Here is a 26,415-nt window from a genome sequence, read left to right on the forward strand (position 1 = left end):
GACGTGCGGGACAGGTGGCGGGCGGGAGCGTCATCCGTGGCACGGGCGCAAGCAATCCCGTTCGGTGTGAAAGTAACCGGCCTGGGTATGGTCGCGGCCATGGCGTCCGGGGTGCTCGAAGAATCGGCGGTGCGTGATCGCCGGGCCAGGGTCGCGGTGGCGGCGCAGTTCCTCACCAACGGGGCGCTGTTCGCGAACCTGCTGCCACGCTTCCCGGAGATCAAGGCCGACCTCGGGTTGTCCAATGCGGTGTACGGCGTCACGATCGCGGCGTTCTCCGCGGGCGCATTCGTCGCCGGGCTGACCGCGGGGGCACTGATCCGGCGGTTCACCTCGGCGCGCGTCGCCGTCGCGGGCACCGTCGCCATCGCGCTGTTCGTGTTCGTCGCCGCACTCGCGCCGTCGGTGGTACTGGTGGCGGGTGCGCTGTTCCTCGCCGGCGCGTCCGACGCGGTCACCGATGTGGCGCAGAACGCGCACGCGCTTCGGGTGCAGCGCAATTACGGGCGGTCGATCATCAACTCCGTGCACGCCGTCTGGGCTGCCGGCGCCGTATTGGGCGGCCTCATGGGTGCGGGGGCCATCGCCCTCGACATCCCGCGTCCGGTGCATCTGGGGGTCGCCGCCGTGCTGTTCAGCGGCGTGGTGCTGGTCGCCTACCGATTCATGCTGCGGGGAGCCGACCACGACGACCATCCGGCGGCGGCGCAGGCGAACGGCGAGCGCACCGCCGGTCGCAGGGTGTACCTCCTGCTGACGGCGCTCGCGGTCATCGCGATCGCCGGAGCGACCGTCGAGGACGCCGGAAGTTCTTGGGCGACTCTGTATCTGCGCGACAGCGTCGGCGCCCCCGGCGCGATCGCGGCGTTCGGGTACATCGCGCTCGCGGCGTTCATGTTCGTCGGCCGCCTCATCGGCGACCGGCTGGTCGACCGGTTCGGGGAAGCCAGGGTGGCCCGCGCCGGCGGTGCGTTGGCGGCGGCCGGCATGGGCGCCGCACTGGCCTTCCCGAGCGTTCCCGCGACGATCGCCGGCTTCGCGGCCGCCGGCCTCGGGGTGGCCACCGCGATCCCGGCGGCCATGCACCGTGCCGATCAGCTTCCCGGGTTGCGGCCGGGGACCGGCCTGACCATCGTCACGTGGCTGCTGCGCATCGGCTTCCTGGCCTCGCCGCCCGTCGTCGGACTGGTCGCCGATTCCACCAGCCTGCGGATGGGGCTGCTGACCGTGCCGGTCGCCGGGCTGGTGATCATGGCCCTCGCGGGCGCGCTCAGTGCGAAAGCCCGACCAGTTCGATCGTGAGCACGCCCGCCACGATGAGCGCGATCCCCACGCCCATCGTCGGAGTGAGCCGTTCGCCGAACAGGAAGCGGGCGAGGACCGCGACGAGCGCCACCCCGCAGGCTGTCCACACGCCGTAGGCGATACCGACCGGCAACCCCAGCGACAGCGTCAGCCACAGCAGATAGAAGGACGCCAGGTAGCCGATCACCACCGGCGCCATCCAGATCTTCTTCCGGAATCCCTCCGAGGCGCGCAGGCACAAGGTCGCCAGTACCTCCAGCACGATGGCGGCGCCCAACACGAGGTACATCACAGGGCGGCACCCGCTCCCGGACGGGGACGTGAACCGAGCTCGACCAGCAAAACGCCCGCGGCGATCAGGCCGATCCCCGCAGCGACCGGCCACGTGAACGGATCGCCGAACAGCGCCGCCGCCAGCACCGCGGTGGCTGCTGTGCCCGACGCCCCCCAGATCCCGTAGGCGACTCCGACGGGCATTCCGGCCCGCAGCACGGCGGTGAGGAGCACGAACGCGCCGAGATATCCGGTGACCACGATGATCAGCCACCACGAATTGTCCTGCGACGCTCGTAAAGAGAGAGTGGCGGTGACCTCGGTGGCGATCGCTGCAGTCAACAGCGCTGATTTCCGCACCGCGTCAACCTATCCGACGGGGTGCGTAGCCTGGAAAGGTCGACGCCTACCGCAGGAGGTGCTGCTGCGTGACAACCGAATCAACCGGGGCATCGGGCCGGGCGGTATCCGCCGAGCCCGTCGTCGATACGGAGTACGGGCCGGTACGTGGAACCGACGACGGATTCGTCAAGGCGTGGAAGGGCATTCGCTACGCCGCGGCGCCGGTCGGTGAGTTGCGCTGGCGCGCGCCGGAACCGCCGCGACCGTGGGGCGAGGTCGCCGATGCGCGCCGTGTCGGCCCGGTCTGCCCTCAGCCGACGGACCCGCGGATCCCCCTCGATCTCGGCGGTGTGCAGGACGAGGACAGTCTGCGGCTCAACGTGTGGGCCCCGTCGGGCACTGCGCCCGGGGACGGCAAAGCCGTGATGGTCTGGGTGCACGGCGGCGCCTACGTCCTCGGCTCGGCGAATCAGCCGCTCTACCACGGGCGGGCGCTGGCCTCGGGTGGCGACGTCGTCGTCGTGACGGTGAACTACCGCGTCGGCGCGTTCGGATTCCTCGACCTGTCGGCGTTCACCACGTCGCGTAGCAGATTCGACACGAACCCCGGCCTGCGCGATGTGCTGGCCGCCTTGCACTGGGTGCAGCGCAACATCGCGGCGTTCGGGGGTGACCCGGCGCGCGTCACGCTGTTCGGGGAATCCGCGGGCGGCGGCATCGTCACCACGTTGATGACGAGTCCCACTGCGAGTGGGCTGTTCTCGGCGGCCATCGCGCAGAGTTCCCCGGCGACGTCGGTCTACAGCGCCGAACGCGGCAGGCGCACCGCCGAGCAGTTCCTCGACCGGTTGGGCGTCTCGCCCGCCGACGCCGACCGGCTCGCCGACGCTCCGCTGGCGGCCGTGCTCGCCGCCTCCAAACGCCTCTTCGACGAGGTTCCCGTGCGGACGCCCGGCACACTCGCCTTCGCGCCGATCGTCGACGGGGAGGTCGTTCCCGATCTCCCGGTCAAGCTGGCCCGCGCCGGCCGCTCCCTCCCGGTGCCCCTGATCATCGGCACCAACAAGCACGAAGCGGCGCTGTTCCGGTGGATGAAATCCCCGCTGTTGCCGATCACCCCGCAGGCCATCACCTCGATGTTCGCCGAGATCGCTGCCGAGCAACCGGGGCTGCAGATTCCGTCGGAGGCGGACCTCGTGGGCGCCTACTCGGGGCTGCGCGGCAAGGCCAGGGGGATGGGCGTGGCGCGGGACATCGGTTTCCGCATGCCGTCGGTGTGGTTCGCCGAAGGGCACAGCACCGTCGCGCCGGTTTACCTCTACCGGTTCGACTTCGCCACACCCATGCTGCGATTGCTGCGCCTCGGCGCGGCCCACGCCACGGAACTGCCGTATGTCTGGGGCAATCTCGTCGCCGGACCGAAGGATCCGACGTTCAAGCTGGGCGGGCTGAAAGCGGGCACCGCCGTGTCCGATCGATTGCGCGGACGCTGGACGGGTTTCGCCGCATCGGGCGAACCCGCAGGCACGCCCCGATGGCGCCCGTACCGACCCGACGACCGGGCGACGCTGGTGATCGACGCCGACGACACCGTGGTCACCGACCTCGACGGTGACCTGCGCTCCGCATGGGGTGACGAGGTCCTCAGTTTCCAGTAAACCAGGTCGATAGACTCCCGCCCGGAGGTGTGGGTGATGGACGCAGTGGGCGACGCGATCGGTGCGTTTCTGAACGTGTTGCCGCCGCAGATGCGGGAACCGGTGCTGTTCGCGATCCCCTTCTTCCTGATGCTGCTGATCGTGGAGTGGACCGCCGCCCGCCGGCTCGAACACCTCGAAGCCGCCGACCGCGCGCCCGCGGGTGCCTACGTCGCCCGCGACGCGTGGACCAGCCTTTCGATGGGCATGGTGTCGGTCGCCACCATGGCGGTCTGGAAGTTCGGCGCGCTGATCGGCTACGCGGCGCTCTACACCTACGTCGCGCCGTGGCACCTCCCGTCGACCCAGTGGTACACGTGGGTGATCGCGATCGTCGGCGTCGACCTGCTGTTCTACGGCTACCACCGGATTGCGCACCGGGTTCGGCTGGTCTGGGCCACCCACCAGGCGCACCACTCCAGCGAGTACTACAACTTCGCGACCGCGCTGCGCCAGAAGTGGAACAACAGCGGAGAGATCCTGATGTGGCTTCCGTTGCCGCTGTTGGGGGTTCCGCCGTGGATGGTGTTCGCGAGCTTCTCGATCAGCCTGATCTACCAGTTCTGGGTGCACACCGAGCGTATCGGGACGCTGTGGCGGCCGATCGAGTTCGTGTTCAACACGCCGTCGCACCATCGCGTGCACCACGGCAGGGATGCGGAGTACCTCGACCGCAACTACGGCGGAATCCTGATCATCTGGGATCGCCTGTTCGGTACCTTCCAGTCGGAGTTGTTCCGCCCGCACTACGGGCTGACCACACCGGTGGACACCTACAACATCTGGCGGCTGCAGACCCACGAGTACGCGGCCATCGCCCGCGACGTCCGCCGCGCGACCCGATGGCGTGACCGCCTCGGCTATGCGTTCGGGCCGCCGGGGTGGAAGCCGGCCGAGGACCGACACGTGAAGGACACGGCCGCGGTTCGCGCATGATTTCGGTGCCGGCGCAGCAAGATGAACACCATGGACGTCAAAGAGGTGCTGCTGCCTGGCGTCGGGCTGCGATTCGAATTCGACAACCGCGACGGTGATCGGATCGGCGTGGTCGCCCGGCGGACAGGCGACTTCGAGGTCGTGGTGTATCCGAAGGAGGACCCGGATCAGGCCCAGCAGGTTTTCCGGCTGACCGGTGACGAAGCGGAGGCGCTGGCGCAGATTCTGGGCGCTCCGCGCATCGCCGAGCGGTTCGCCGACCTGACCCGCGAAGTGCCGGGCCTCAATGCCGGGCAGGTATTGGTGCGGGCCGGCAGCCCGTTCGTCGACCGGCCCCTCGGGGATACCCGCGCCCGCACCCGCACGGGCGCCTCGATCGTGGCGATCGTCCGGGACGAGGAGGTGCTGGCGTCTCCGGGGCCCGCCGACCTGTTGCGGGCCGGTGACGTGCTGGTGGTGATCGGCACCGACGAGGGTCTGGCCGGGGTGGAGATCATCGTCAGCGAGGGCCACGGGAACGGTGCCCACCAACCCGGTCCGCCCGGCCGGGGCTGATCGGTGGAGGTATCGGCGACGCTGCTGCTGGAGCTCGGCGTCATCCTCGCTGTGCTCACAGTGCTCGGCACCATCGCACGACGCTTCGCGCTCTCGCCGATCCCGCTGTATCTCGTCGCCGGGCTGGCGCTCGGGGAGGGCGGATTGGCGCCGGTGCCTGCCGCGGGCGAGTTCGTCGAGACCGGCGCATCGATCGGTGTCGTCCTGCTGCTGCTCACCCTCGGGCTGGAGTTCTCGATCGGTGAGTTCGCCACCAGCCTGCGTCGGCACCTGCCGTCGGCCGGGGTCGACCTGGTCCTCAACGCCGCTCCCGGCGCCATCGCCGGGTGGCTGATCGGGCTGAACGGCGTCGGCATCCTGGCGCTGGCGGGCGTCACATGGATTTCGTCGTCTGGCGTCATCGCCCGGCTGCTCTCCGACCTGCGCCGGCTCGGCAACCGGGAAACCCCGGCGGTGCTGTCGATCCTGGTGCTCGAGGATTTCGCGATGGCGGCGTATCTGCCGTTGCTGGCCGTGCTGGCGGCCGGCGGCACCTTCCTGCAGGCGCTGTTCGGCATGGCGATCGCGATCAGCGCACTGGTGATGGCGTTCGTGGTGTCCTACCGGTGGGGTCATCACGTCGGGCGTCTGGTCGCCCATCCCGACAACGAGCAGCTCCTGCTGCGCGTCCTCGCCCTGACGCTGATCGTCGCCGCCCTCGCCGAGTTCATCCACGCATCGGCGGCGGTCGGTGCGTTCCTCGTCGGTCTGACGCTCACCGGCGAGGCGGCCGAGCGTGCGCGCACCGTGCTCTCCCCACTGCGCGACCTGTTCGCGGCCATCTTCTTTCTCGCCATCGGGGTGTCGGTGGATCCGGTCACGCTGCTGCCCATGCTGCCCGTCGCGCTGGCGCTCGCGGTGGTGACCTCCGGGACGAAGGTGCTCACCGGTCAGTTCGCCGCGCGCCGCGACGGGGTGGCGCGCCCCGGCCAGCTACGCGCGGGGACCGCGTTGATCGCGCGCGGCGAGTTCTCGCTGGTGATCATCGGGCTCGTCGGATCCACCGTGGAGGCGCTCGAAGCGGTGGCGACGCCGTACGTGTTCATCCTGGCGATCGTGGGTCCGGTGCTGGCCCGCTTCACCGGTGGACGGGTGCCCGCGCGGCGGCGGCCCGGATAGTCTCCGCCTGTGCAGACGGTATTCGACGCGGCGGTCGATGCGACGCTGATCGACGCGGCGCTCGCCGCCAGCGTCCCTGAGTCGATGTGGCTCGACGTGCCCCGGCCGCAGTTCGCGCCGCTGGCCGGCGAGGTGACCGCGGATCTGGTCGTGGTGGGTGCGGGTTACACCGGTCTGTGGGCTGCGCTGCATGCCGCCGAACGGCAGCCCGGCCGACGGATCGTGGTGGTGGAGTCCGACCGGGTCGCGTGGGCGGCGTCGGGCCGCAACGGCGGCTTCGTCGAAGCCAGCCTCACCCACGGCCTGGAGAACGGAAAGTCACGCTGGCCCAACGAGATCAAGCTCCTGGAGCGGCTCGGTATGGAGAATCTCGACGGCATGCAGGCCGATATCGACCGGCTGGGGCTCGATGTCGACTGGCAGCGCAGCGGGATGCTGACGGTGGCGACCGAACCGCACCAGGTGACCTGGCTGCAGGACGCGGCGGGGGCCGGAGAGGGACACTTCCTCGACGAGCACGCGGTGCGCGAGGAGGTCCGATCACCGACTTATCGCGCCGGTCTGTTCAGCCCGGACACCTGCGCCATCGTGCATCCGGCCAAGCTGGCGCTGGAGCTGGCGCGCGCATGCGTCGCGGCCGGTGTGCAGATTTTCGAGCACACCCGCGCCACATCGCTGGAGACCCGCGGCTCGTCGGTGTGCGTGCAGACCACCGCGGGACGGGTCACCGCGCAGCAGGCGGTGCTGGCCACCAACGTCTTTCCGAGCCTGCTGCGGCGCAACCGGCTGCACACGGTGCCGGTGTACGACTACGTACTGGCCACCGAACCGCTCACCGACGAACAGCTGGCGCGCATCGGCTGGCGGAACCGTCAGGGTGTGGGGGACTGCGCGAACCAGTTCCACTACTACCGGCTCAGCGCCGACAACCGGATCGTGTGGGGCGGCTACGACGCCGTCTACCACTTCGGCCGAAAGGTCAAGCGCCACTACGAAGATCGACCGCAGACCTACCGGCGGCTCGCCGCTCACTTCTTCCTCACCTTCCCGCAACTCGCCGATGTCCGATTCGGCTACCGCTGGGCGGGTGCGATCGACACCAACACCAGGTTCTGCGCCCACTGGGGCCTCGCGCGTGGGGGCCGCATCGCCTACGTCAACGGGTTCACCGGCCTGGGCGTCGGCGCATCCCGTTTCGGCGCCGACGTCTGCCTGGACCTGCTCGACGGCGCCGACACCGAGCGCACCCGGCTGGAGATGGTGCGCACGAAACCGATGCCCTTCCCACCTGAGCCGCTGGCGAGCATCGGCATCAACGCCACGCGCTGGTCGCTGGACCGGGCGGACCATTCCGCGGGCCACCGCAACGTGCTGCTGCGCACCCTTGATGCGCTCGGGCTCGGCTTCGACTCGTGACCTCTTCTGCGGTGACCGTGATGCTTCCGTAACGTGAAGGCACGAGGCCCCGATACAGGACTCAAGCGGCCGCTGAATCGGGTCGCGCCGCTGTAACCGTCGGGAGGGAGCAGAAGTGCGCCGACACCTGCTGAGCATGCTGGCCGCCATCGCGGCGCCGCTGGCGGCGCTGCTCGTGCCGCTGGCACCGGCGAACGCCGATCCGGGCGTGCTCGTCTTCCCCGGTATGGAGATCCGCCAGGACACCAACGTGTGCACCCTCGGATTCATCGATCTGCAGCAGCGGGTGGCCTACACCGCCGGTCACTGCCGGGGCAGCGGACCTGTCAACGACCGCGCCGGCAGCTTCATCGGCGTTCAGACGGGCTTCGAAGACAACACGCCCGACGGCGCCACCGTGGACATCAACCATCAGATCTCCGACTGGCAGACCATCGCGCTGACTCCCGAGGTGCAGGTCAACAACCTCCTGCCGAGTGGTCGCGCCCTGGTCGCCGACGCCTCGGTGGTCCCCACGAAGGGTATGCCGGTGTGCCACTTCGGCGTGGTCACCGGGGAGAGCTGCGGCACCATCGAGGCGGTCAACAACGGCTGGTTCACCATGGCCAACGGCGTGGTGAGCAAGAAGGGTGATTCGGGTGGGCCGGTCTACACCAACACCCCCGACGGCCGCGCGGTGATCATCGGCATGTTCAACAGCACCTGGGGTCAGTTCCCGGCGGCGGTGTCGTGGCAGGCCGCCACCCAGCAGGCGGGCCAGGGCGTCGTGATCACCGCAGGCGCCGCCTGACCCTCAGCCGAGGAGTTCGAACACCGGGATCGACGGCGCCACGGCGCGGATCTCGTCGTCGTTCGAGTGCGGGGTCAGCCCGCCGACGTGCCCTTTGACCTCCCAGTACCAGCGGTCGAGGTAGCGCTTGAGCAGTTCTGGTTTGTCGGCGTCGGGCACTTCGGTGATCCGGACTGTGTGGCGCCGCCACCGCGATCCGGCCTCGACCTCCCCGGCGGCTCGGGCGTTGCGGGCCCACTGGGTGTTGCCGCGGGGAGAGACCACGTAGCGACGGCCCTCCACCGACATGAGGTTGACGACGACGGTGCGAGGTCGGCCCGTCTTGCGTCCGCGAATGCGCAGGGCGCGGGACCCCGCGATGCTGATGCCGGCTTCCGCGAGCCACCGAATGACCTCGTTGAAGGCTCGGGCCGCGGCGGAGGGCTGGTCATAGCGCACGATCATGGCGGTCCTTTCCATAGAGAGATCGGTGCTCTCGTTTCATCGTGCACCTGCGTCGGCGAGAATGCAAGAGCAGTGATCTCTGTTGTGCGAGACTGGCGCCATGGGGGTGCGTCAGGACAGCCGGGCTCGAATGGAGTCGCAGATCATCGAGGTGGGCCGGCGGCACCTGATCACCGACGGACCGGCCGGATTGTCGCTGCGCGCGATCGCCCGCGACCTCGGCGTGGTGTCGTCCGCGGTGTACCGGTATGTCAGCAGCCGCGACGATCTGCTGACGCTGCTGCTGGTCGACGCCTACTCCGAACTGGCGGCCCGGGTGGACGAGGCGGCTGCGGAGGGCGACCCGGAGTGGCGCGGACGGATTCTGCGGATGGCGCACGCGGCCCGCGAGTGGGCGGTGGCTCAGCCGGCGAGCTGGTCGCTGCTCTACGGCAGCCCGGTCCCCGGGTATCGCGCACCCGCCGAGCGCACCACCGGCCCGGGCACCCGCGTGGTCGGCGCGTTGCTCGGCGCTGTCGCGGCGGGCATCGCAGCCGGTGACGTGGCGGACGTCGAACTGGCTGTGACAGCACGACTTTCAACGGATTTCGAAAATCTCAGGCAGGAGTTCGGTTTCTCCGGCGGTGACGCTGCCGTGGCCAGAACGATCACGCTGTGGGCGGGGCTGGTCGGGACGATCAGCCTCGAGGTCTTCGGTCAGTACGGTTCGGACACGTTCGGCGATCCGAGGGAGGTCTTCGATCTGAACATCCGGACGCTGGTCGACCTGTTGACCATACCGGCGCCAGACCCAAACTAGAACACGTTCTAGCGCGGTGGACAGGCGGACGATATTCTCGGACCGATGGCTGACCAGACACCTGTCCAGATTGCCTGGGTGACCCGCGATATGGACGCCACCGAGCGGGCACTGTCCACGCTGCTCGGCGCGCGGAAGTGGGTGCGGATGCCGGGCGTGCATTTCGGCCCGGAGACCTGCCGGTTCCACGGCCGGCCCGCTGACTTCGTCGCCGATGTCGCGTTGAGCTACGCCGGCGACACCCAGCTCGAGATCATCACGCCGGTGCGGGGTGAGAGCCTCTACACCGAGTTCCTCGACCGGTGCGGCCCTGGGCTTCACCACGTCTGCCGGGAGGCCGCCGACGAGGACGCCTTCGAGGCGGCGGTGCGCGACGCCGAACGTCACGGGGCCACCGTCGTCGCGGACGGGGTGATGGCCGGCGGGTTGCGCTTCGCGTACGTCGCCGACGAGGACGCGGGTGTGCCCTATATCGAAATTGCTTGTCTCACAGAAGATATCCGGAAGTTCTTCGATTACGTCAAACAGGAGCAACAGCCATGAGCACCGAGATTCCCGAAACCGTCGAGGCCGCCTCGGTCACCGAGTGGTCGGACGAGGTGGACGTGGTGGTGATCGGGTTCGGCATCGCCGGCGGGTGCGCCGCGGTCAGCGCCGCCGCAGCCGGGGCTCGGGTGTTGGTGCTGGAGAAAGCCGCCGCGGCGGGCGGCACCACCTCGATGGCGGGCGGACACTTCTACCTCGGCGGCGGCACCGCGGTCCAGCAGGCCACCGGGTTCGAGGACAGCGCCGAGGAGATGTACAAGTACCTGGTCGCGATGTCGCGCGAGCCGGAGCACGACAAGATCCGGGCGTACTGCGAGGGCAGCGTCGAGCATTTCGAGTGGCTCGAGAACCTCGGGTTCCAGTTCGAACGCAGCTACTACCCGGGCAAGGTGGTGGTGCCGCCGGGCACGGAGGGGTTGTCCTACACCGGTAACGAGAAGGTGTGGCCGTTCTGCGAGCAGGCAAAACCGGCGCCGCGCGGGCACTCCGTCCCGGTACCCGGAGAACTGGGCGGCGCCGCCATGGTGATCGACCTGCTGGTCAAACGGGCCGCCGATCTGGGGGTGCAGGTCCGCTACGAGACCGGTGTGACAAATCTGGTCGTGGGGGGCGACCGTGTGACAGGTGTGAGGTGGAAGCACTTCGGCGACACCGGGGCGATCAAGGCGGGCGCGGTGATCATCGCCGCGGGCGGGTTCGCGATGAACCCCGAGATGGTCGCCGAGCACACCCCGGCGCTCGGTCAGAAGCGCAAGACCAAGCATCACGGGGAGGTCGAGCCGTACATCCTCGGCAACACCAACGACGACGGCCTCGGCATCCGGATGGGTATCTCGGCGGGTGGGGTTGCCAGCAATCTGGACCAGCTCTTCATCACCGCTGCCGCGTATCCACCCGAGATCCTGCTCACCGGGGTCATCGTGAACAGGGACGGCCAGCGGTTCGTGGCCGAGGACTCCTACCACTCGCGCACGTCGGCATTCGTTCTGGAGCAGCCGGATCAGACGGCGTACCTGGTTGTCGACGAGGCGCACATGCAGATGCCGGAGATGCCGCTGATCAAGTTCATCGACGGCTGGGAGACGGTCGCGGAGATGGAGGCCGCCCTCGGTATCCCGGAGGGCAAGCTGGCGGCGACGCTGGAGCGGTACAACGAGCACGCGGCGCACGGCGAGGACCCGGACTTCCACAAGCAGCCGGATTACGTTGCGACGCAGGACAAGGGCCCGTGGGCGGCGTTCGACCTGTCACTGGGCCGCGCCATGTACTCCGGGTTCACCATGGGTGGGTTGGCGGTGTCCATCGATGGTGAGGTTCTGCGCGAGGACGGTTCGACGATCCCCGGTCTGTACGCGGCGGGAGCCTGCGCATCGAACATCGCGCAGGACGGCAAGGGGTATGCCAGCGGCACCCAACTGGGTGAGGGCTCGTTCTTCGGCAGACGCGCGGGTGTGCACGCGGCGCAGCGCGGTTAGCCGCGACGAACTACACCTGCAGGACGGCAGCGCCGGCGATACGTCCGCAACTCAGATCGTTCAACGCCTCGTCGGCGCCGTCGAGAGGGTAGGGACGGCTGGCGATCTCGATGCGGTGGCGTCCCGCGAAGGCCAGGAACTCCCTGGCGTCGGCGCGGGTATTCGACGTCACCGAACGGATCTGGCGCTCCTGGAAGAGGTGCCGCTGATAATTCAGCACCGGGACGTCGCTGAGGTGGATACCCGCGACGGCCAGCGTCCCGCCGCGGTCGAGAGCCTCCAGGGCGGGCGGGACCAGGTCGCCCACCGGTGCGAAGAGGATCGCGGCGTCGAGCGGTACCGGCGGGCGGTCGGCGGCACCCTGGGCCGATGCGGCGCCGAGGGCGAGCGCGAGTTCGCGGGCCTGCTCGTCGCGGGTCATCACGTGCACCTCGGCACCTTGGGCCATCGCCACCTGCGCGGTGATGTGCGCACTGCCGCCGAACCCGTAGATGCCGAGGGTTCCGCCGTGGGGCACCTCGGCGCGCAGCAGTGACCGGTAGCCGATGATGCCAGCGCACAGCAGTGGCGCAAGGTCGGCGTCGGAGTATCCCGGAGGTAGTCGGTGAACGTATTCTGCTGGCGCCGTCGCGAATTCGGCGTAGCCGCCGTCGGCGTCCCAGCCGGTGTAGCGCGACTGCGGACACAGATTCTCGTCGCCGCGCAAGCAGTACCGGCACTGCCCGCAGGTGTGGCGCAACCAGGCGATGCCGACCCGGTCGCCCACGGCGTACTCTGCGTCCGTGTCCGGGCCGAGGGCCACGACCTCACCGACGACCTCATGGCCGGGTGTGACGTGCGGGCGGTGCACCGGGAGGTCACCTTCAGCGACGTGCAGGTCGGTGCGGCACACACCGCACGTGCGCACGGCGACAAGGACTTCTCCGGGGGCGGGCTGCGGGACGTCGGTGGTGACGCGGTCGAGTGGATGCGTGCCGATCGGGGCGGGTTCGCGCACCCGCCACGCGCGCATGGTGGGTGCGCTCATGGGTTCACTGTCCTCCACCGGTGCATGGCAGGCATGCGGTTGAGGACTTTGGTCCCCTCAAGGGCCGGATGACCGCTGTTATGGCGGGCCGGTCGCGGGCACCCTGGACCTCATGGCCTCTGTGCGCGTAGACCCGTTGATCCACGAGACCCACACCGGCGTCGTGATCCTGGTCGGCGACCGGGCCTACAAGGCGAAGAAGCCGATCATCACCGACTTCCTCGACTTCAGCACCGTCGAGGGGCGGGAACGTGCCTGCAGTCGGGAGGTGGAGCTCAATCGGCGCATGGCCCCTGACAGCTACCTCGGGGTGGCGCACTTCGACGGGCCGGACGGCCCTCCCGAACCGGTGATCGTGATGCGGCGCTATCCGGAATCCCAGCGGTTGTCGACGATGGTCAAGGCCGGCGAGCCGGTCGAGCGACATCTCGAGGCGGTCGCCATCCAGTTGGCCCGGTTCCACGAACACGCCGACCGGTCGCACCGCATCGACGCCGACGCCCGCGTCCCCACCCTCGCGGCGCGGTGGCAGGACAACATCGCCGAACTGCGGCGCCACAGCCCGGCGATCCTGGCACCGGATGCGGTCTCCGACGTCGAACGCCTCGCGATGCAATATCTGTCGGGGCGCGCGGTGCTGTTCTCGTCCCGCATCACCGACCGGCGCATCGTCGACGGACACGGAGATCTGCTCGCCGACGACATCTTCTGCACGGCCGACGGCCCGGTCATCCTCGACTGTCTGGAATTCGACGACCAATTGCGTCACGTCGACGGCATCGACGACGTCGCCTTCCTGGCCATGGATCTGGAGTTCCTCGGCCGCGCCGACCTCGGGCGGCGGTTCCTCGACGACTACCGGGCGCTGGCCCACGACACGGCCCCGCCGTCGCTGGCACACTTCTGCATCGCCTACCGGGCGATCGTGCGCGCCAAGACCGACTGCATCCGGGTCAGCCAGGGACGTCCCGAGGCGGCGGCCGACGCGCGGCGACACCTCGACATCGCCCTGGCGCATCTGCGCACCGGCACGGTGCAGCTGATCATCGTCGGCGGGGGACCGGGAACGGGGAAGACGACGCTGGCCCGTGCGCTCGCCGAACCCCTCGGTGCCCAGGTGATCTCCACCGACGAGATGCGTCAGGAACTCACTGCGGCAGGCGAGATCGCGGGGCGGGCCGGCGCCTACAACGAAGGCCTCTACAGCCCCGACAACGTCGCCGCGGTGTACGACGCGGTGCTGCGCCGGGCGTCGCTGGCGTTGACCGGCGGCCGGTCGGTGATCCTCGACGGAACCTGGCGCGACACCGAGCAGCGTGAGCGGGCCAGGACGCTGGCCGCTCAGGCGCACTGCCCGGTCGTCGAACTGGCGTGCACCGTGGCGTTGGAGGACGCCGAGGCCCGGATCAGCCGGCGGGTCGGCGACGCGTCTCAGGCCACCCCCGAGATCGCCGAGGCCATCCATCACGAACGGCCCCACTGGCAGGGGGCGCATCCGCTCGACACGAGCCGCCCGCTGGATGAGTCCGTTGCCGAAGCACAGCAGATCTGCTGTCTGGCGACCTGAGAAGAGGTCTGCACGACGAGTGATCCGGCGGTGTCGCCCGAAGACGGCGACGCCTGGGTTAGGAAGTCGGACGACCACCCAGATCGTCGTCGGAATAGGTCGCCGTGATCCAGCGGTCGGGACGTCTCGGGGCGGTGTCGGCGTCGGGAACGGGATCCGGCCGAGCCTCGGGCGAAAGGATCTACCCCGACGACGTGCCCGCCGCGATCGTGCCGAGTTCCCACTCGCCGTCACCGAGCAACTTGAGCTGCCGCGTGTGGTGCTGTTCCACCGTGCTGCGATGGCTCACGCTGACCAAGATCGTCTCGGGCAGCTCGCTGCGCACCAGCCGGTACAGCGTCAGCTCCAACCCCTCATCGAGCGCGGAGGTGGACTCGTCGAGGAATACGGCCTTCGGCTTGGTGAGCAGAATCCGGGCGAAAGCCACGCGCTGTTGCTCACCGGGCGAAAGGACTTTGGCCCAGTCCTTTTCCTCATCCAGCCGGTCGGCGAGATGAGGCAGCGCCACCTTGTTCAGGACGTCGCGCAGCTGGTCGTCGGTGACCGTGCCGCCCTTCAGCGGATAGGACACCACCGCCCGCAGATCGCCCAGCGGCACGTACGGCATCTGCGACAGGAACATCGTCGCGTTCTCGGCGTCGGGGTACTTCAACGTCCCGGATGCGTAGGGCCACAGGCTGCCGAGGCTGCGCAGCAGGGTGGTCTTGCCGGTGCCGGACTGGCCGGTGATGACCAGGCTGTCACCGGGCTCGAGGTTCAGATCGAGCGGCTCGATCAACTGCTTGCCTGCCGGTGTGCGGACCTCGATGTCGTCGAGTCGCACAGTGCCATCGGGGGAATCTTCGACATTGACCGACGGCAGCGCCCTGGCTTCCTCGTTGGCGATGACCAGTCCGTGGAGGCGGATGATCGCCGCCCGGTAACCCGCGAACTGATCGTAGGCGTTACGGAAGAACGACAGTCCGCCCAGGATTTCGCGGAACGCGCTCCCGGTTTGATTCAGCTGGCCCAGGGTGATCTCGCCGTTGTAGAACCGGCTGAACTGCACGAGGTAGGGGATGAGTTCCTGCCCCTGCGAGACCGAGAGGTTCCAGCCCAGGAACTTGGCCATCCGGTTGACGTACTTCTTGTAGTTGCTCACCACCGGGGCGAACCGGCGCCGCAGTCCGGTGCGCTCGGCGATCTCGCCGCGATAGAACGCCACCGCCTCTGACGCGTCGCGCAGGCGCACCAGCGCGTACCGGAACACGGCGTTGAACTTCTCGTTGTTGAACGACAGCGCGATGATCGGCCGGCCGATCCAGAAGGCGACCACGGTGGCTATCAGGATGTAGACGATGCCGATCCAGAACATCGCCTTGGGCAATTCGACGCCGACGAAGGGCAGCGTGATCGGGCCGGAGAGGTTCCACAGGATTGCCGTAAAGGCATACATCGACGTGATCGAGGAGACAGCCCCGAACACGAGTGTGGCGGTCGAAGTGTTGTTGGGGGTGTTCGGCAGCGACCCGACGCCGGCGGTGAAGATGTCGATGTCGGTCTGGATGCGCTGATCCGGGTTGTCGATCGTGTCGTCGATGAACCTGGCCCGGTAGTAGGCCTTGCGGTCGAGCCAGTCGCCGGTGAGTTGATCGGTTAGCCAATTGCGCCACCGCAACATGAACCGCTGCGCCAGATACAGATCCAGCATGATCTGGGTGACGTTGAGCACCGCGAGGACGCCGAAGGTCCACATCGACAGCCAAAAGCCGTCTCTGCCGGACTCTTTGACCGTGTCGTCGCCCGCGCCGACTCCCGACGCGATGATCTGGAAGCTGGTCAGCATGTCGCTGCCCTGGTAGGTGAACAACACCGACAGTCGCACGCCGATCATGACCGACAGGAGCAGCGCTCCCAGCCAGACCCACACCACGACGCTTTCCGGCCCGGTGAAATAGCCGCGGGTGACACGCCAGAACTGTCTGCCCCACGTGGTGAACCGGACGATCAGCGCAAGGGTCACCAGCGTGGCGATGGCGGCGACGACCCAGGCTTTCGCGACCCAGAACATCGACGTCCACAGCTCACTGCCCCAGTCGAGCGACGGGGTGAACATTTCCATTCGGGCAAGATACAGCGGCGCGCTGCCCGTGGCCGGTCCAGACGCTCAACGGGTGGCGGTGAGTCGGTTCAGCCGCCACTCACCGTCACCGAGCAGCTCGAGTTGCCGGCCGTGGAACCGCCCGACCGTATCGCGGTGGCTCGCGCTGACCACGACGGTCTGCGGCAGTTCCGCACGGATCAGCGCGTAGAGCATCGACTCGAGGCCCTCGTCCATCGCAGACGTCGACTCGTCGAGGAACACCGCCTGCGGACGTGCCAGCAGGATGCGGGCGAACGCGATGCGCTGCTGCTCGCCCACGGACAGCACCTGCGTCCAGTCCCTCACCTCACCCAGCCGGATCACCAGGTGGGACAGCGCGACCGCCACCAACGCCTGCTGGATCTCGCGGTCACCGACCTGACCGTCCGGCTGCGGGTAGGACGCGACGGCGCGAAGATCGCCCAGCGGCAGGTAGGGCAGCTGGGGGACGAACATCGCGGTGTCCGGCAGTTCGACCCGGCCGGTGGCGAACGGCCACAGCCCGGCGAGGCTCTGCAGTAGCACGGTCTTACCGACCCCGGACGGGCCGCGGATGAGCAGTGCGTCACCGGCCGGCAGGGCGAGGTCGAGGCCGCGGATGAGCGTGCGGCCGTCGGGTGCGCGCACCTCGAGACCGTCGACACCCAGGGCGCCGGACGGCGAAGCGACGGTGGTGACCCGGCTAAGGGCCCGGGCGCGGGCGTTCTCGGTGACCAGACCGTCGAGCCGGATGATGGCCGCACGGTAGCCGGCGAATTCGTCGTAGGCGTTGCGGAAGAACGACAACGAGTCGTGGATGACGCCGAACGCGGTCGCCGACTGCATGACACCGCCGAAGGAGATCTGGCCGGCGAACAGCCGCTGCGCCTGGACGACGAACGGCAGCGGGTTGATCGCCTGGCTCATCGACACGTTCCACCCGATGAACAGCATCGTGCGGTTGAGCCAACGGCGGTAGTTGGTCATCACCGCGCTCAGCCTGCCGTCGAGCTGAGCGTTCTCGGCCCGTTCACCGCGGTACATCCCGACCGCGGCGCTGGCGTCCCGCAGGCGCACCAGGGCATAGCGGAAACCGGCGTTGCGGACTTCGTCGAGGTAGCTCAGCCGGATCAGCGGCCGACCGACGACGACAGCGACATACGTCACCGCCGCCACGTAGCCGATGACGATCCAGAACAGTGCCCGCGGCAACGTGATCCCGAACAGCGTCAGCGGGCCCGACAGCTGCCAGAGGATCACGCTGAACGCGCCCGTCGACAGCGCCGCCTGCACGGCCCCGAAGAGCAGAACCCGGTCGGAGGTGTAGGCGGGGTTGTTCGTCTGGCGGCCGACGCCGGTGGTGAACACGTCGATGTCCTGCTGGACGCGTTGATCCGGATTGTCGACGGGTTGACGCGAGAAGCGGCCCCGGTAGTAGGCGTGGTGGCCCAGCCAGTCCTCGATCAACCTGCGGCTCAACCAGATCCGCCACCGCATGATGAATCGCTGGGTGAGGTACAGGTCCGCCAGCAGTCGCACCACCAGGCAACCGGCCAGCACGACGAACACCAGCATCGTGGCCCAGAAGCCTTGCTCACCGCTTCGGGCAACCTCGTTCGGGCCGCCCTGAAAGGCGACCTGCAGCGAGGTGAACAGATCGTTGGCGTAGTAGCTGAGCAGCACGCTGATCCGCACCAGCACGATCGACGAGATCAGCAGCGTCGCCAGCCCGGCCCACACCGGAATGCTCTGCCTGCCGGTGAAATACCCGCCGGTGATCCGCCAGAACTGTCGGCCCCACTCGGTCCACCGGCCGACCGCCAGCAACACCACGAGCAGGCACGGTGCCGTGACGAAGAAGCACTCGAGCACCCATACCGCCGAGTTCAGGAGTTCCGAACTCCAGTCGATCGACGGTGTGAACATCACGGTGTCAACCGAAGGTGTTGTGCAGGAAGCCGTCCAGCGCGTCGGTGTCGAGCCGGTGCGCGGTGAAGCCGAGGTATCCGTCGGGGCGGATGACGAATACGGAGGTACCCGCGGTCGAGTAGCTGCGGGCGAAGTCACCGTCGTTGTCCCGCAGCAACGGCAGGACGGTGCTCTCCACGTCGGCGGTCGGCGCCGCGACGAGGTAGACGTCGAGTGCGCCGTGGGCGGTCGCGACGGCGGCCTCGGCGGCGGCCTCGAAGCGCGCCACATCGTCCGGGGTGGTGTCGCCGTCGGCGTAGAACAGCGCGGTGTGGTCGCGGCCCAACAGCGAAAAGAGGCGCAGTCGCCCGGTCACGGCGGCCCGGGTGAGACCGTTCGCGTCGGGAGCGCGGCCACCGGGCAGCGGTTCGGGCACCGGACCGGCCGAACACACGATGGGACTGTCGGCGTAGTCGATGAGCAGTTGCGCCTCGCGGCGCATGACGAGGTCGGGGTCTTTGGAGTCCGCCCCGATGCCTTGGCGGGCGCTGCGCACGGTGCGCCCGACGACCTCCTCGCCGACCGGGCGCCGTTCCGCGTCATAGCTGTCCAGAAGCGTGGGCGAGGCATGCCCGGACACCGCGAGCGCCAGTTTCCACGCCAGGTTGTGGGCGTCCTGGATCCCGGTGTTCATCCCCTGCGCACCCGTCGGCGGATGGATGTGGGCGGCATCGCCGGCGACGAACGCCCGGCCGCGGCCGTAGGAGTCGACGATGCGGTGGCTGATCCGGAACACCGACGACCAGCGCAGGGTGTGCGCTGTCGTGGGTTCCGGCGGCAACCGGTCGAGTACCGCCTGGATGTGGTGGAGTTCCGGGGCGCGGCCCGCCTCGAACCCGTGTGCCACGCCGCCGTGTGATTCGGATGCCAGGTCGTCGGGCACCAGCATCGACATGCGGTAGCGATTGCGCCCCGGCAGGGGAATGCAGACCAACAGATCGTCGGTGACGCCGTCGGTCTGGTGCATGGACCGGATGGCGTAACCGCGCGGCTGCGACCAGTCGACCTCGACGTCGCCGAGCATGTACTGCTCCTCGAACGCCGCGCCTTCGAAGGTCAACCCGAGCGTCTTGCGCACGACGCTGTGCGCGCCGTCGGCACCGACCAGATACTGGGCGCGCACCGTGCGCTCGTCGGTTCCGGTGGAGATCGTGGCCGTCACCCCGTCAGCGTTCTGGTCGAAACCGGTGAGCCGCCAGCCCCGCTGTATCGACCCGCCGCGCAGTGCGAACTCGTCGCGCAGGATCCGCTCGGTCTCGTACTGGGGGATGCAGATGAAACCGAACGGCACGTCGGCCGGCAGCGAGAGGTCCAGCCGCGATACCGGCTCGCCGTTGACGTAGACGCATTGACCGTTCATCTGGATGCCGGCGTCGAGTACGGCGCGCAGCACGCCCATGTTCTCGAAGACCTCGAGTGTGCGTGGTTGCACCCCAACGGCTTTGGCGTACTGCGGCGGCTGGGGCAGTGGGTCGACGACGACGCAGCCGATGCCCCGCCTGGTGAGTTCGATGGCCGCGGTGAGTCCCACAGGGCCTGCGCCGGCGATGAGGACCTGGGTGTTCACGGTGTCGGACACAGCGATGAGTATGTCGTGGCTGCGCCCGCGAGGCGGGGTTTCAAGATCTTTCGCTCGCCGCCATGCTGAACGTATGCCCCTGCGCCTCCACACGGACGTCGGCGACTTCGTGTCCATCGCGTCGGCCTGGTACGCGCGCCGGCCGATGGTGCACACCATCGAACTGTCGCTGCTGCGTGAAGGGGTGCCGTCCGACGAGGTGCCGTTGCTGATGACGGTGTGGGAGAGCGACGGGGCCGATGCGGAACTGATCGGGGCTGCGATGCGCACCCCGCCGCTGCCGCTGTTGTGCGGCGGACTGTTCGCGGCGCCGACGACGGACGTGGTCGGCGACATGGTGGCGGGCGGCATGACACTGCCCGGGGTGCGCGGCCCGCGCGAGGACACCGAGACGTTCGCCCGGCAGTGGTGCGATGTCACCGGGGCGGTGCCGACCACCACCGTCCGGGAACGGCTCTACCGGCTGGGGACACTCGCGGCACCGGCCGGTGTGCCGGGTGGTCACCGGGTCGCACGTGGGGCCGACGAGCCGGTGCTCGTGAAGTACCAGTGCGAGTTCGCCGCGGAGACGTTCGGGCACGTACCCGACCCGGCCAGGGCCAAGGCGACGCTGACCGCGGCGGCGACGGTGGGGAACGTCTACCTGCTGTGGACGGCGGGCGGGGCGCCGGTCAGCATGGCCGGGGTACGGATACCGGCGGCCGGGGTGTCGCGGATCGGCCCGGTCTACACCGCCCCGGAGGTGCGCGGGCGCGGATACGGGGCGGCGGTGACCGCGGCGGCCTGCCGGTGGGCGCTGGCCGCGGGCGCCACGCAGGTGGTGCTGTTCGCCGACCTCGACAACCCGGCGAGCAACCGGGTCTACCAGCGGCTGGGTTTCGTGCCGGTGGGTGATTCGGTCACGATGGAGTTCCGCGTACCGTAAACGTGTGCCCAAGACGACTACACGCACCCCCGGCCGCCTGAGCGGCAAGTTCTGGAAAATGCTCGGCGCGACCACCGAGAAGAACCAGGGCCGGTCGCTGGCACAGGTGCAGGCCGCGGGGGATTTCGACGCCAAGGCCGCCGAACTCGACGACGAGCAACTGCAGAAGGCCGCCACACTGCTGCGGCTGGAGGAGCTTTCCGAGTCGGCCGACATCCCGCAGTTCCTGGCCATCGCGCGGGAGGCCGCCGAGCGCAGCACGACTCTGCGACCGTTCGACGTGCAGCTGTTGGGCGCGCTGCGCATGCTGGCCGGCGACGTCGTCGAAATGGCCACCGGTGAGGGCAAGACGCTGTCCGGTGCGATCGCCGCGGCCGGCTACGCCCTCGGCGGGCGCAGCGTACACGTCATCACGATCAACGACTACCTCGCACGCCGCGACGCCAAGTGGATGAGCCCGCTGATCGAGGCGCTCGGGCTCACCGTCGGATGGATCACCGCCGAGTCGACGGCCGAGGAACGCCGCAAGGCCTACACGTGCGACGTCACCTACGCCTCGGTCAACGAGATCGGCTTCGACGTGCTGCGCGATCAGCTGGTCACCGACGTCGTGGACTTGGTGTCGCCCAACCCGGACGTGGCGCTCATCGACGAAGCCGACTCAGTCCTCGTCGACGAGGCGCTCGTCCCGCTGGTGCTCGCCGGCACCAGCCACCGCGAGACCCCGCGCGTCGAGCTGATCCGCATGGTCGGCGAGCTGACCCCAGGCCGCGACTACGACATCGACGCCGAGAGCCGCAACGTCCACCTCACCGACGAGGGCGCCCGCAAACTGGAGGCCAAGCTCGGCGGCATCGACCTCTACTCCGAAGAGCACGTCATCAGCACGTTGACGGAGGTCAACGTCGCCCTGCACGCCCACGTGCTGCTCCAGCGCGACGTCCACTACATCGTGCGCGACGACGCGGTACACCTCATCAACGCCTCCCGCGGCCGCATCGCCCAGCTGCAGCGCTGGCCCGACGGTCTGCAGGCGGCCGTCGAAGCCAAAGAGGGCATCGCCACCACCGAGACCGGTGAGGTGCTCGACACCATCACCGTGCAGGCGTTGATCAACCGCTACCCGACCGTGTGCGGGATGACGGGCACCGCACTGGCCGCGGGCGAACAGCTGCGCCAGTTCTACAAGCTGGGTGTGTCGCCGATCGATCCGAACAAACCGAATATCCGCGAAGACGAATCCGACCGGGTGTATGTCACCGCGGCGGCCAAGATCGACGCGATCATCGAACACATCGAAGAGGTCCACCAGACCGGTCAACCGGTGCTCGTGGGCACCCACGATGTCGCCGAATCCGAAGAGCTGCACGAGAAGCTGGTCAAACGCGGTGTGCCCGCGGTGGTGCTCAACGCCAAGAACGACGCCGAGGAGGCCCGCGTCATCGCCGAGGCGGGCAAGTTCAAGGCGGTCACGGTGAGCACGCAGATGGCGGGCCGAGGCACCGACATCCGGCTCGGCGGATCCGATGCCGACGACCATGCCGCCGAACACGAGAAGGTCGCCGAACTGGGCGGGCTGCACGTGGTCGGCACCGGGCGCCACAACACCCAGCGGCTCGACAACCAACTGCGGGGCCGCGCCGGACGCCAGGGCGACCCCGGTTCGTCGGTGTTCTTCTCCAGCTGGGAGGACGAACTCGTCCAGGCTCACCTGGAGCCGAACAAACGCCCGATGCAGGCCGACGAGAACGGTCGGGTGCTGACCGACAAGGCGGCCGGGCTGCTCGACCACGCCCAGCGCGTGGCCGAAGGCCGGCTGCTCGATGTGCACGCCAACACCTGGCGCTACAACCAGCTCACAGCCCAACAGCGCGCGATCATCGTCGAGCGACGGGATGCCTTGCTGCGCACCGCAACTGCGCGCGAGGAACTCGCCGAGCTCTCGCCCAAGCGGTACGCCGAGCTGTCCGAGGACCTGTCCGAGGAGCGGCTGGAACGGATCTGCCGCAGGATCATGCTCTACCACCTCGACCGCGGCTGGTGTGAACACCTGGCCTACCTGGCCGACATTCGCGAGAGCATCCACCTGCGTGCCCTCGGACGGCAGAACCCCCTCGACGAATTCCACCGGATGGGTGTCGACGCGTTCGCCTCGCTGGCCGCCGACGCGATCGAAGCGGCCCAACAGACCTTCGAGACCGCACCGTCCATCGAGGACGAACCGGGCATCGACCTGTCCAAGCTGGCCCGGCCCACCTCCACGTGGACCTACATGGTGCACGACAACCCGTTGGCCGACGACACCATGGCAGCGCTGAGCCTGCCCGGGGTGTTCCGCTAGGTTTAGCCGCATGGACGCCTCTGCGTCAGGGGAGCGGGACCGCGTGTTCACGGTGCCGAACGCGCTGTCAATGCTGCGTCTCGCGCTGGTCCCGGTGTTCCTGTGGCTGCTGTTCGGCGCGCACGCCAACGGCTGGGCGGTCGGTGTGCTGGCCTTCAGCGGCTTCTCCGACTGGGCCGACGGCAAGATCGCGCGTCTCGTCGAGAACCAGTCGTCCCGGCTGGGGGAGTTGCTCGACCCGCTCGTCGACCGCATCTACATGGTGACGGTGCCGTTGGCGCTGGCCGTTCACGGCACTGTCCCGTGGTGGTTCGTGGTGACAATCCTCGCCCGTGATCTCGTACTGGCCGCGACGCTGCCGCTGCTGCGCGCCCGCGGGCTGACCGCGCTCCCGGTCACCTACCTCGGCAAGGCCGCGACGTTCGCGCTGATGTCGGGCTTCCCATTCGTCCTGCTCGGTCAGTGGGACGCTCTGTGGAGTCGCGTGGTGCTGGCGTGTGGCTGGGGGTTCCTCATCTGGGGGATGGCGCTGTATCTCTGGTCGGGCGTGCTCTACCTGGTGCAGGTGGTGATGGTCGCCAAGCGATTGCCGAAGGTCTCCCACGGTGGCTGAGGGAAGCCGGCTCCTCGGCGGCTTCGACCCCGAGGCGGGGCTGAGCCACCACGATGCCGCCGCGCCCCAGCGGATCCCGGTGCCATCGCTGCTGCGTTCGCTGCTCTCCGAGCATCTCGACCCCGGCTACTCGGCAGCTGCCGCGGCCCGCCGGGACGGCGCGCGGCGACCCCGGGCCGTCGAGTGGGGCTGGCAGGTGGCGGCGGCCCTGGCCGTCGCCACGGTCTTCGGTGTCGCCGCCGCACAGGCCCAGACCGCCGCACCCGCCACCCGCGAGGCTCAGCAGGTGCTCGGCGGAAGCGTGCGGGCCGCCGAGGCGGCCGACGATCAGCTCACCGCGGAGCGCGACGCGTTGACCGCTCAAGTGGCGACCGAGCGCCGCAGCCGGCTCGACGGCGACGAACGGGGCCGCCGGCTGTTGGCCGATCTCGACATCGCCGATGTCGCCGCGGCCGCCACGCCGGTGATCGGTCCGGGGCTGGCGGTCACCGTCACCGACCCCGGTATGTCCAACAACCTGTCCGACGTGTCAAAGGAGCGGGTCGCCGGCAGCCGGCAGGTCATCCTCGATCGCGATCTGCAGCTGGTGGTCAACTCGCTGTGGGTCAGCGGGGCGGAAGCGGTGGCGGTCGGCGGCGTGCGCATCGGCCCCAACGTCACCATCCGGCAGGCCGGTGGCGGCATCCTCGTCGACAACCAGCCGGTCAGCAGCCCGTACGAGCTGCAGGCGATCGGCCCGCCCAATTCGATTGCAGGCACCTTCGACCGCAGCGCGGGACTGCAGCGGCTGCGGCTGCTCGAAACCTCTTACGGGGTGGGTGTTTCCGTCAGCGCCGCCGATGCGCTCACCCTGCCAGCCGGTTCGGTGCGGGAGGTCAACTTCGCCAAGCAGATCGGAGCCCGATGATCGGAATCGCCGCGCTCGTCGTCGGCATCGTGTTGGGCCTGGTGTTCCGCCCGAGCGTGCCGGATTTCGTCGAGCCGTATCTGCCCATCGCGGTGGTTGCCGCGCTCGACGCCGTGTTCGGTGGGCTGCGCGCCTATCTCGAGCGCATCTTCGACTCCAAGGTGTTCGTGGTGTCGTTCGTGTTCAACGTGCTGGTCGCCGCGCTCATCGTGTACGTCGGCGACCAACTGGGGGTGGGCACCCAGTTGTCCACCGCGATCATCGTGGTCCTCGGCATCCGCATCTTCGGCAACGCGGCCGCCCTGCGGCGCAGACTGTTCGGCGCCTGATCATGACGGCGCCACCCGGTAAGCACGAGGACCCCGCCGACCATCACGGTCGCCACGAGTTACCCACGCACCCGCGGCGGCCACAGGTCGGCCGCTCCCAGTTGCTCTTCGGCGCGCTGGGGGTGCTGCTGTGCGTGCTGCTCGGCGTGGCGATCGTCACCCAGGTCCGGCAGAACGAGTCCGGCGACTCCCTGGAGACGGCCCGGCCCGCCGACCTGCTGGTGCTCCTGGATTCGCTGCAACAGCGCGAAGCCGCCCTCAACACCGAGGTGGCCGACCTGCGCCGCACGCTCGAGCAGTTGGCGGCCTCCGGCAGCGACGACCAGGCGGCCATCGAGAATGCCCAGGCGCGGCTGGCGGCGCTGTCCATCCTCATCGGCGCGGTGGGTGCGACCGGTCCCGGCGTGATCCTCACCATCTCCGACACCACACCCGGGGTGCCGCCGGAGACGATGCTCGATGTGGTCAACGAACTGCGTGCCGCCGGGGCGGAGGCGATCGAGATCGGCGGCACCGCCGACGGACGGCGGGTCGCCGTACGGGTCGGGGTGGACACCTGGGTGCTCGGCCAGCCCGGGGCACTCTCCGTCGACGGCGCCATGCTGAACCCGCCGTATGCCGTTGCCGCAATTGGTGATCCGCCGACGCTGGCGGCCGCCATGAACATTCCGGGCGGTGCGACGGACAGCATCGAACGGGTGGGCGGGACCATGGTGATCCAACAGGCGGACCGGGTGGACGTGACCGCCTTGCGGCAACCGAAAGACCGCCAATACGCTCAGCCAGTGAAATAGCGTGCCGGCCGCCTGGCCGGCGACGCTCGTACGCAGAGGAGACCCGTGACCGACATCCCAGCCGAGCTGTACTACACCGACGAACACGAGTGGGTGCTCCGCACGGGTGACGACACCGTCCGCGTCGGCATCACCGACTACGCGCAGGCGGCGCTCGGCGACGTCGTGTTCGTGCAGCTGCCCGACGTGGGCGCCGAATTCGCCCCCGGGGATCCGTTCGGCGAGGTGGAGTCCACCAAGTCCGTATCGGACCTCTACGCACCGGTCAGCGCGAAAGTGCTTGCCGTCAACGCGAATCTGGAGAGCAGCCCCGATCTGGTGAACTCCGATCCCTACGGCGAGGGCTGGCTGGTCGACCTGCAGCTCGACGCCGACGACATGGAGGCGGCGCTCGGCGGTCTCCTCGACGCGGACGGCTACCGTGGCGTGGTGACCGAGTGATGTGTTGTTAGGGTGCTGCAGACGGTTCGACCATCTTCGGACGAGTGAAATCAACGAGGGGCGGATCCGGCGGTGGTGGACACAGCG

Annotated in this window: 25 protein-coding genes; 18 read left to right on the forward strand and 7 right to left on the reverse strand. The window is 68.8% G+C overall.

Annotated elements, in window-relative coordinates:
* Positions 1-99 precede the first annotated feature (99 nt).
* Entirely contained in the window at positions 100-1,302 is a 1,203-nt protein-coding gene (locus I7X18_RS13410) for an MFS transporter (protein ID WP_193048646.1), read from the forward strand.
* Here I7X18_RS13410 and I7X18_RS13415 read toward each other — a convergent pair.
* Both I7X18_RS13415 and I7X18_RS13420 read right to left on the reverse strand, forming a co-directional pair.
* A complete protein-coding gene (locus I7X18_RS13415) occupies positions 1,271-1,594 on the reverse strand; it encodes a DMT family transporter (RefSeq protein WP_193048639.1) in 324 nt (107 codons plus the stop codon). The genes I7X18_RS13410 and I7X18_RS13415 overlap by 32 nt on opposite strands.
* Positions 1,594-1,938 carry a DMT family transporter gene (locus I7X18_RS13420; protein ID WP_193048638.1) on the reverse strand — a complete coding sequence of 115 codons (345 nt, stop codon included), beginning with the start codon at positions 1,936-1,938 and terminating at the stop codon, positions 1,594-1,596. Before I7X18_RS13420 ends, I7X18_RS13415 begins: the two co-directional genes overlap by 1 nt.
* Before the next feature lie 68 nt (positions 1,939-2,006).
* On the opposite strand from I7X18_RS13420, the gene I7X18_RS13425 reads away from it, so the two are divergent.
* From I7X18_RS13425 to I7X18_RS13450, 6 genes are all read left to right on the forward strand, one after another.
* On the forward strand, positions 2,007-3,578 hold the full coding sequence (locus I7X18_RS13425) for a carboxylesterase/lipase family protein (RefSeq protein ID WP_193048637.1): 1,572 nt from the start codon (positions 2,007-2,009) through the stop codon (positions 3,576-3,578).
* A 36-nt stretch (positions 3,579-3,614) separates the two neighbouring features.
* Positions 3,615-4,553, forward strand: a complete 939-nt coding sequence (locus I7X18_RS13430) for a sterol desaturase family protein (RefSeq protein ID WP_193048636.1) — start codon at positions 3,615-3,617, stop codon at positions 4,551-4,553.
* A 30-nt stretch (positions 4,554-4,583) separates the two neighbouring features.
* Positions 4,584-5,108: a cation:proton antiporter regulatory subunit gene (locus I7X18_RS13435; RefSeq protein WP_193048635.1), complete on the forward strand. Its 525-nt coding sequence runs from the start codon at positions 4,584-4,586 to the stop codon at positions 5,106-5,108.
* Between the two features lie 3 nt (positions 5,109-5,111).
* Entirely contained in the window at positions 5,112-6,266 is a 1,155-nt protein-coding gene (locus tag I7X18_RS13440) for a cation:proton antiporter (RefSeq protein WP_193048634.1), read from the forward strand.
* A 9-nt stretch (positions 6,267-6,275) separates the two neighbouring features.
* Positions 6,276-7,682 carry an NAD(P)/FAD-dependent oxidoreductase gene (locus tag I7X18_RS13445; protein WP_193048633.1) on the forward strand — a complete coding sequence of 469 codons (1,407 nt, stop codon included), beginning with the start codon at positions 6,276-6,278 and terminating at the stop codon, positions 7,680-7,682.
* 115 nt (positions 7,683-7,797) lie between these two features.
* Positions 7,798-8,472: an Rv1815 family serine proteinase gene (locus I7X18_RS13450; protein ID WP_193048632.1), complete on the forward strand. Its 675-nt coding sequence runs from the start codon at positions 7,798-7,800 to the stop codon at positions 8,470-8,472.
* A 3-nt stretch (positions 8,473-8,475) separates the two neighbouring features.
* Here I7X18_RS13450 and I7X18_RS13455 read toward each other — a convergent pair whose 3' ends face one another.
* Positions 8,476-8,916 carry a nitroreductase/quinone reductase family protein gene (locus I7X18_RS13455; protein WP_193048631.1) on the reverse strand — a complete coding sequence of 147 codons (441 nt, stop codon included), beginning with the start codon at positions 8,914-8,916 and terminating at the stop codon, positions 8,476-8,478.
* Between the two features lie 100 nt (positions 8,917-9,016).
* Between I7X18_RS13455 and I7X18_RS13460 the strand changes: the two genes are divergently transcribed.
* From I7X18_RS13460 to I7X18_RS13470, 3 genes are read left to right on the forward strand one after another with little or no spacing between them, the layout of a single operon-like run.
* Positions 9,017-9,715: a TetR/AcrR family transcriptional regulator gene (locus I7X18_RS13460; RefSeq protein WP_193048630.1), complete on the forward strand. Its 699-nt coding sequence runs from the start codon at positions 9,017-9,019 to the stop codon at positions 9,713-9,715.
* A 45-nt stretch (positions 9,716-9,760) separates the two neighbouring features.
* On the forward strand, positions 9,761-10,258 hold the full coding sequence (locus I7X18_RS13465) for a VOC family protein (protein ID WP_193048629.1): 498 nt from the start codon (positions 9,761-9,763) through the stop codon (positions 10,256-10,258).
* Complete coding sequence (locus tag I7X18_RS13470) at positions 10,255-11,736, forward strand: FAD-binding protein (RefSeq protein ID WP_193048628.1); 1,482 nt, start codon at positions 10,255-10,257, stop codon at positions 11,734-11,736. The genes I7X18_RS13465 and I7X18_RS13470 overlap by 4 nt, the downstream gene beginning before the upstream one ends.
* 10 nt (positions 11,737-11,746) lie before the next feature.
* Here I7X18_RS13470 and I7X18_RS13475 read toward each other — a convergent pair whose 3' ends face one another.
* Positions 11,747-12,763 carry a zinc-binding alcohol dehydrogenase family protein gene (locus I7X18_RS13475; RefSeq protein WP_193048627.1) on the reverse strand — a complete coding sequence of 339 codons (1,017 nt, stop codon included), beginning with the start codon at positions 12,761-12,763 and terminating at the stop codon, positions 11,747-11,749.
* Between the two features lie 112 nt (positions 12,764-12,875).
* Between I7X18_RS13475 and I7X18_RS13480 the strand changes: the two genes are divergently transcribed.
* On the forward strand, positions 12,876-14,330 hold the full coding sequence (locus tag I7X18_RS13480; RefSeq protein ID WP_193048626.1) for a bifunctional aminoglycoside phosphotransferase/ATP-binding protein: 1,455 nt from the start codon (positions 12,876-12,878) through the stop codon (positions 14,328-14,330).
* 181 nt (positions 14,331-14,511) lie between these two features.
* On the opposite strand, the gene I7X18_RS13485 is transcribed toward I7X18_RS13480, so the two are convergent.
* From I7X18_RS13485 to I7X18_RS13495, 3 genes are read right to left on the reverse strand one after another with little or no spacing between them, the layout of a single operon-like run.
* On the reverse strand, positions 14,512-16,431 hold the full coding sequence (locus I7X18_RS13485; protein ID WP_193048625.1) for an ABC transporter ATP-binding protein/permease: 1,920 nt from the start codon (positions 16,429-16,431) through the stop codon (positions 14,512-14,514).
* Positions 16,432-16,476: 45 nt separating this feature from the next.
* Positions 16,477-18,357 (reverse strand): ABC transporter ATP-binding protein/permease, encoded by a 1,881-nt coding sequence (locus I7X18_RS13490; RefSeq protein WP_193048645.1) that lies wholly within the window; start codon positions 18,355-18,357, stop codon positions 16,477-16,479.
* Between the two features lie 7 nt (positions 18,358-18,364).
* Entirely contained in the window at positions 18,365-19,978 is a 1,614-nt protein-coding gene (locus I7X18_RS13495) for an FAD-dependent monooxygenase (RefSeq protein ID WP_232375472.1), read from the reverse strand.
* A gap of 73 nt (positions 19,979-20,051) precedes the next feature.
* Here I7X18_RS13495 and I7X18_RS13500 point away from each other — a divergent pair, with 73 nt between their 5' ends.
* Genes I7X18_RS13500 through gcvH form a run of 7 tightly spaced genes read left to right on the forward strand, consistent with a single transcriptional unit; the run spans position 20,052 to position 26,328 of the window.
* Positions 20,052-20,903 carry a GNAT family N-acetyltransferase gene (locus I7X18_RS13500; RefSeq protein WP_193048623.1) on the forward strand — a complete coding sequence of 284 codons (852 nt, stop codon included), beginning with the start codon at positions 20,052-20,054 and terminating at the stop codon, positions 20,901-20,903.
* Between the two features lie 4 nt (positions 20,904-20,907).
* Positions 20,908-23,244: an accessory Sec system translocase SecA2 gene (secA2, locus tag I7X18_RS13505; protein ID WP_193048622.1), complete on the forward strand. Its 2,337-nt coding sequence runs from the start codon at positions 20,908-20,910 to the stop codon at positions 23,242-23,244.
* A 10-nt stretch (positions 23,245-23,254) separates the two neighbouring features.
* Complete coding sequence (locus tag I7X18_RS13510) at positions 23,255-23,857, forward strand: CDP-alcohol phosphatidyltransferase family protein (protein ID WP_193048621.1); 603 nt, start codon at positions 23,255-23,257, stop codon at positions 23,855-23,857.
* A complete protein-coding gene (locus tag I7X18_RS13515; RefSeq protein ID WP_193048620.1) occupies positions 23,850-24,764 on the forward strand; it encodes a DUF881 domain-containing protein in 915 nt (304 codons plus the stop codon). Before I7X18_RS13510 ends, I7X18_RS13515 begins: the two co-directional genes overlap by 8 nt.
* Entirely contained in the window at positions 24,761-25,093 is a 333-nt protein-coding gene (locus I7X18_RS13520; RefSeq protein WP_193048619.1) for a small basic family protein, read from the forward strand. Before I7X18_RS13515 ends, I7X18_RS13520 begins: the two co-directional genes overlap by 4 nt.
* A gap of 2 nt (positions 25,094-25,095) precedes the next feature.
* Entirely contained in the window at positions 25,096-25,887 is a 792-nt protein-coding gene (locus I7X18_RS13525; RefSeq protein WP_193048618.1) for a DUF881 domain-containing protein, read from the forward strand.
* 45 nt (positions 25,888-25,932) lie between these two features.
* A complete protein-coding gene (gene gcvH / locus I7X18_RS13530) occupies positions 25,933-26,328 on the forward strand; it encodes a glycine cleavage system protein GcvH (RefSeq protein WP_193048617.1) in 396 nt (131 codons plus the stop codon).
* The last annotated feature ends 87 nt before the right edge of the window (positions 26,329-26,415 follow it).

The organism is Mycolicibacterium baixiangningiae (assembly GCF_016313185.1).
GTDB classification, from domain to species: domain Bacteria; phylum Actinomycetota; class Actinomycetes; order Mycobacteriales; family Mycobacteriaceae; genus Mycobacterium; species Mycobacterium baixiangningiae.

What these genes read in the sequence shown, in the direction of transcription:
- I7X18_RS13410 (WP_193048646.1), top strand. Translation starts at nt 100, where the DNA reads ATGGCGTCCGGGGTGCTCGAAGAATCGGCGGTGCGTGATCGCCGGGCC.
- I7X18_RS13520 (WP_193048619.1), top strand. Translation starts at nt 24,761, where the DNA reads ATGATCGGAATCGCCGCGCTCGTCGTCGGCATCGTGTTGGGCCTGGTG.
- I7X18_RS13455 (WP_193048631.1), bottom strand. Translation starts at nt 8,916, where the DNA reads ATGATCGTGCGCTATGACCAGCCCTCCGCCGCGGCCCGAGCCTTCAAC.
- I7X18_RS13480 (WP_193048626.1), top strand. Translation starts at nt 12,876, where the DNA reads ATGGCCTCTGTGCGCGTAGACCCGTTGATCCACGAGACCCACACCGGC.
- I7X18_RS13465 (WP_193048629.1), top strand. Translation starts at nt 9,761, where the DNA reads ATGGCTGACCAGACACCTGTCCAGATTGCCTGGGTGACCCGCGATATG.
- I7X18_RS13430 (WP_193048636.1), top strand. Translation starts at nt 3,615, where the DNA reads ATGGACGCAGTGGGCGACGCGATCGGTGCGTTTCTGAACGTGTTGCCG.
- I7X18_RS13525 (WP_193048618.1), top strand. Translation starts at nt 25,096, where the DNA reads ATGACGGCGCCACCCGGTAAGCACGAGGACCCCGCCGACCATCACGGT.
- I7X18_RS13435 (WP_193048635.1), top strand. Translation starts at nt 4,584, where the DNA reads ATGGACGTCAAAGAGGTGCTGCTGCCTGGCGTCGGGCTGCGATTCGAA.
- I7X18_RS13460 (WP_193048630.1), top strand. Translation starts at nt 9,017, where the DNA reads ATGGGGGTGCGTCAGGACAGCCGGGCTCGAATGGAGTCGCAGATCATC.
- I7X18_RS13500 (WP_193048623.1), top strand. Translation starts at nt 20,052, where the DNA reads ATGCCCCTGCGCCTCCACACGGACGTCGGCGACTTCGTGTCCATCGCG.
- I7X18_RS13490 (WP_193048645.1), bottom strand. Translation starts at nt 18,357, where the DNA reads ATGTTCACACCGTCGATCGACTGGAGTTCGGAACTCCTGAACTCGGCG.
- I7X18_RS13470 (WP_193048628.1), top strand. Translation starts at nt 10,255, where the DNA reads ATGAGCACCGAGATTCCCGAAACCGTCGAGGCCGCCTCGGTCACCGAG.
- I7X18_RS13415 (WP_193048639.1), bottom strand. Translation starts at nt 1,594, where the DNA reads ATGTACCTCGTGTTGGGCGCCGCCATCGTGCTGGAGGTACTGGCGACC.
- I7X18_RS13475 (WP_193048627.1), bottom strand. Translation starts at nt 12,763, where the DNA reads ATGAGCGCACCCACCATGCGCGCGTGGCGGGTGCGCGAACCCGCCCCG.
- I7X18_RS13485 (WP_193048625.1), bottom strand. Translation starts at nt 16,431, where the DNA reads ATGGAAATGTTCACCCCGTCGCTCGACTGGGGCAGTGAGCTGTGGACG.
- I7X18_RS13510 (WP_193048621.1), top strand. Translation starts at nt 23,255, where the DNA reads ATGGACGCCTCTGCGTCAGGGGAGCGGGACCGCGTGTTCACGGTGCCG.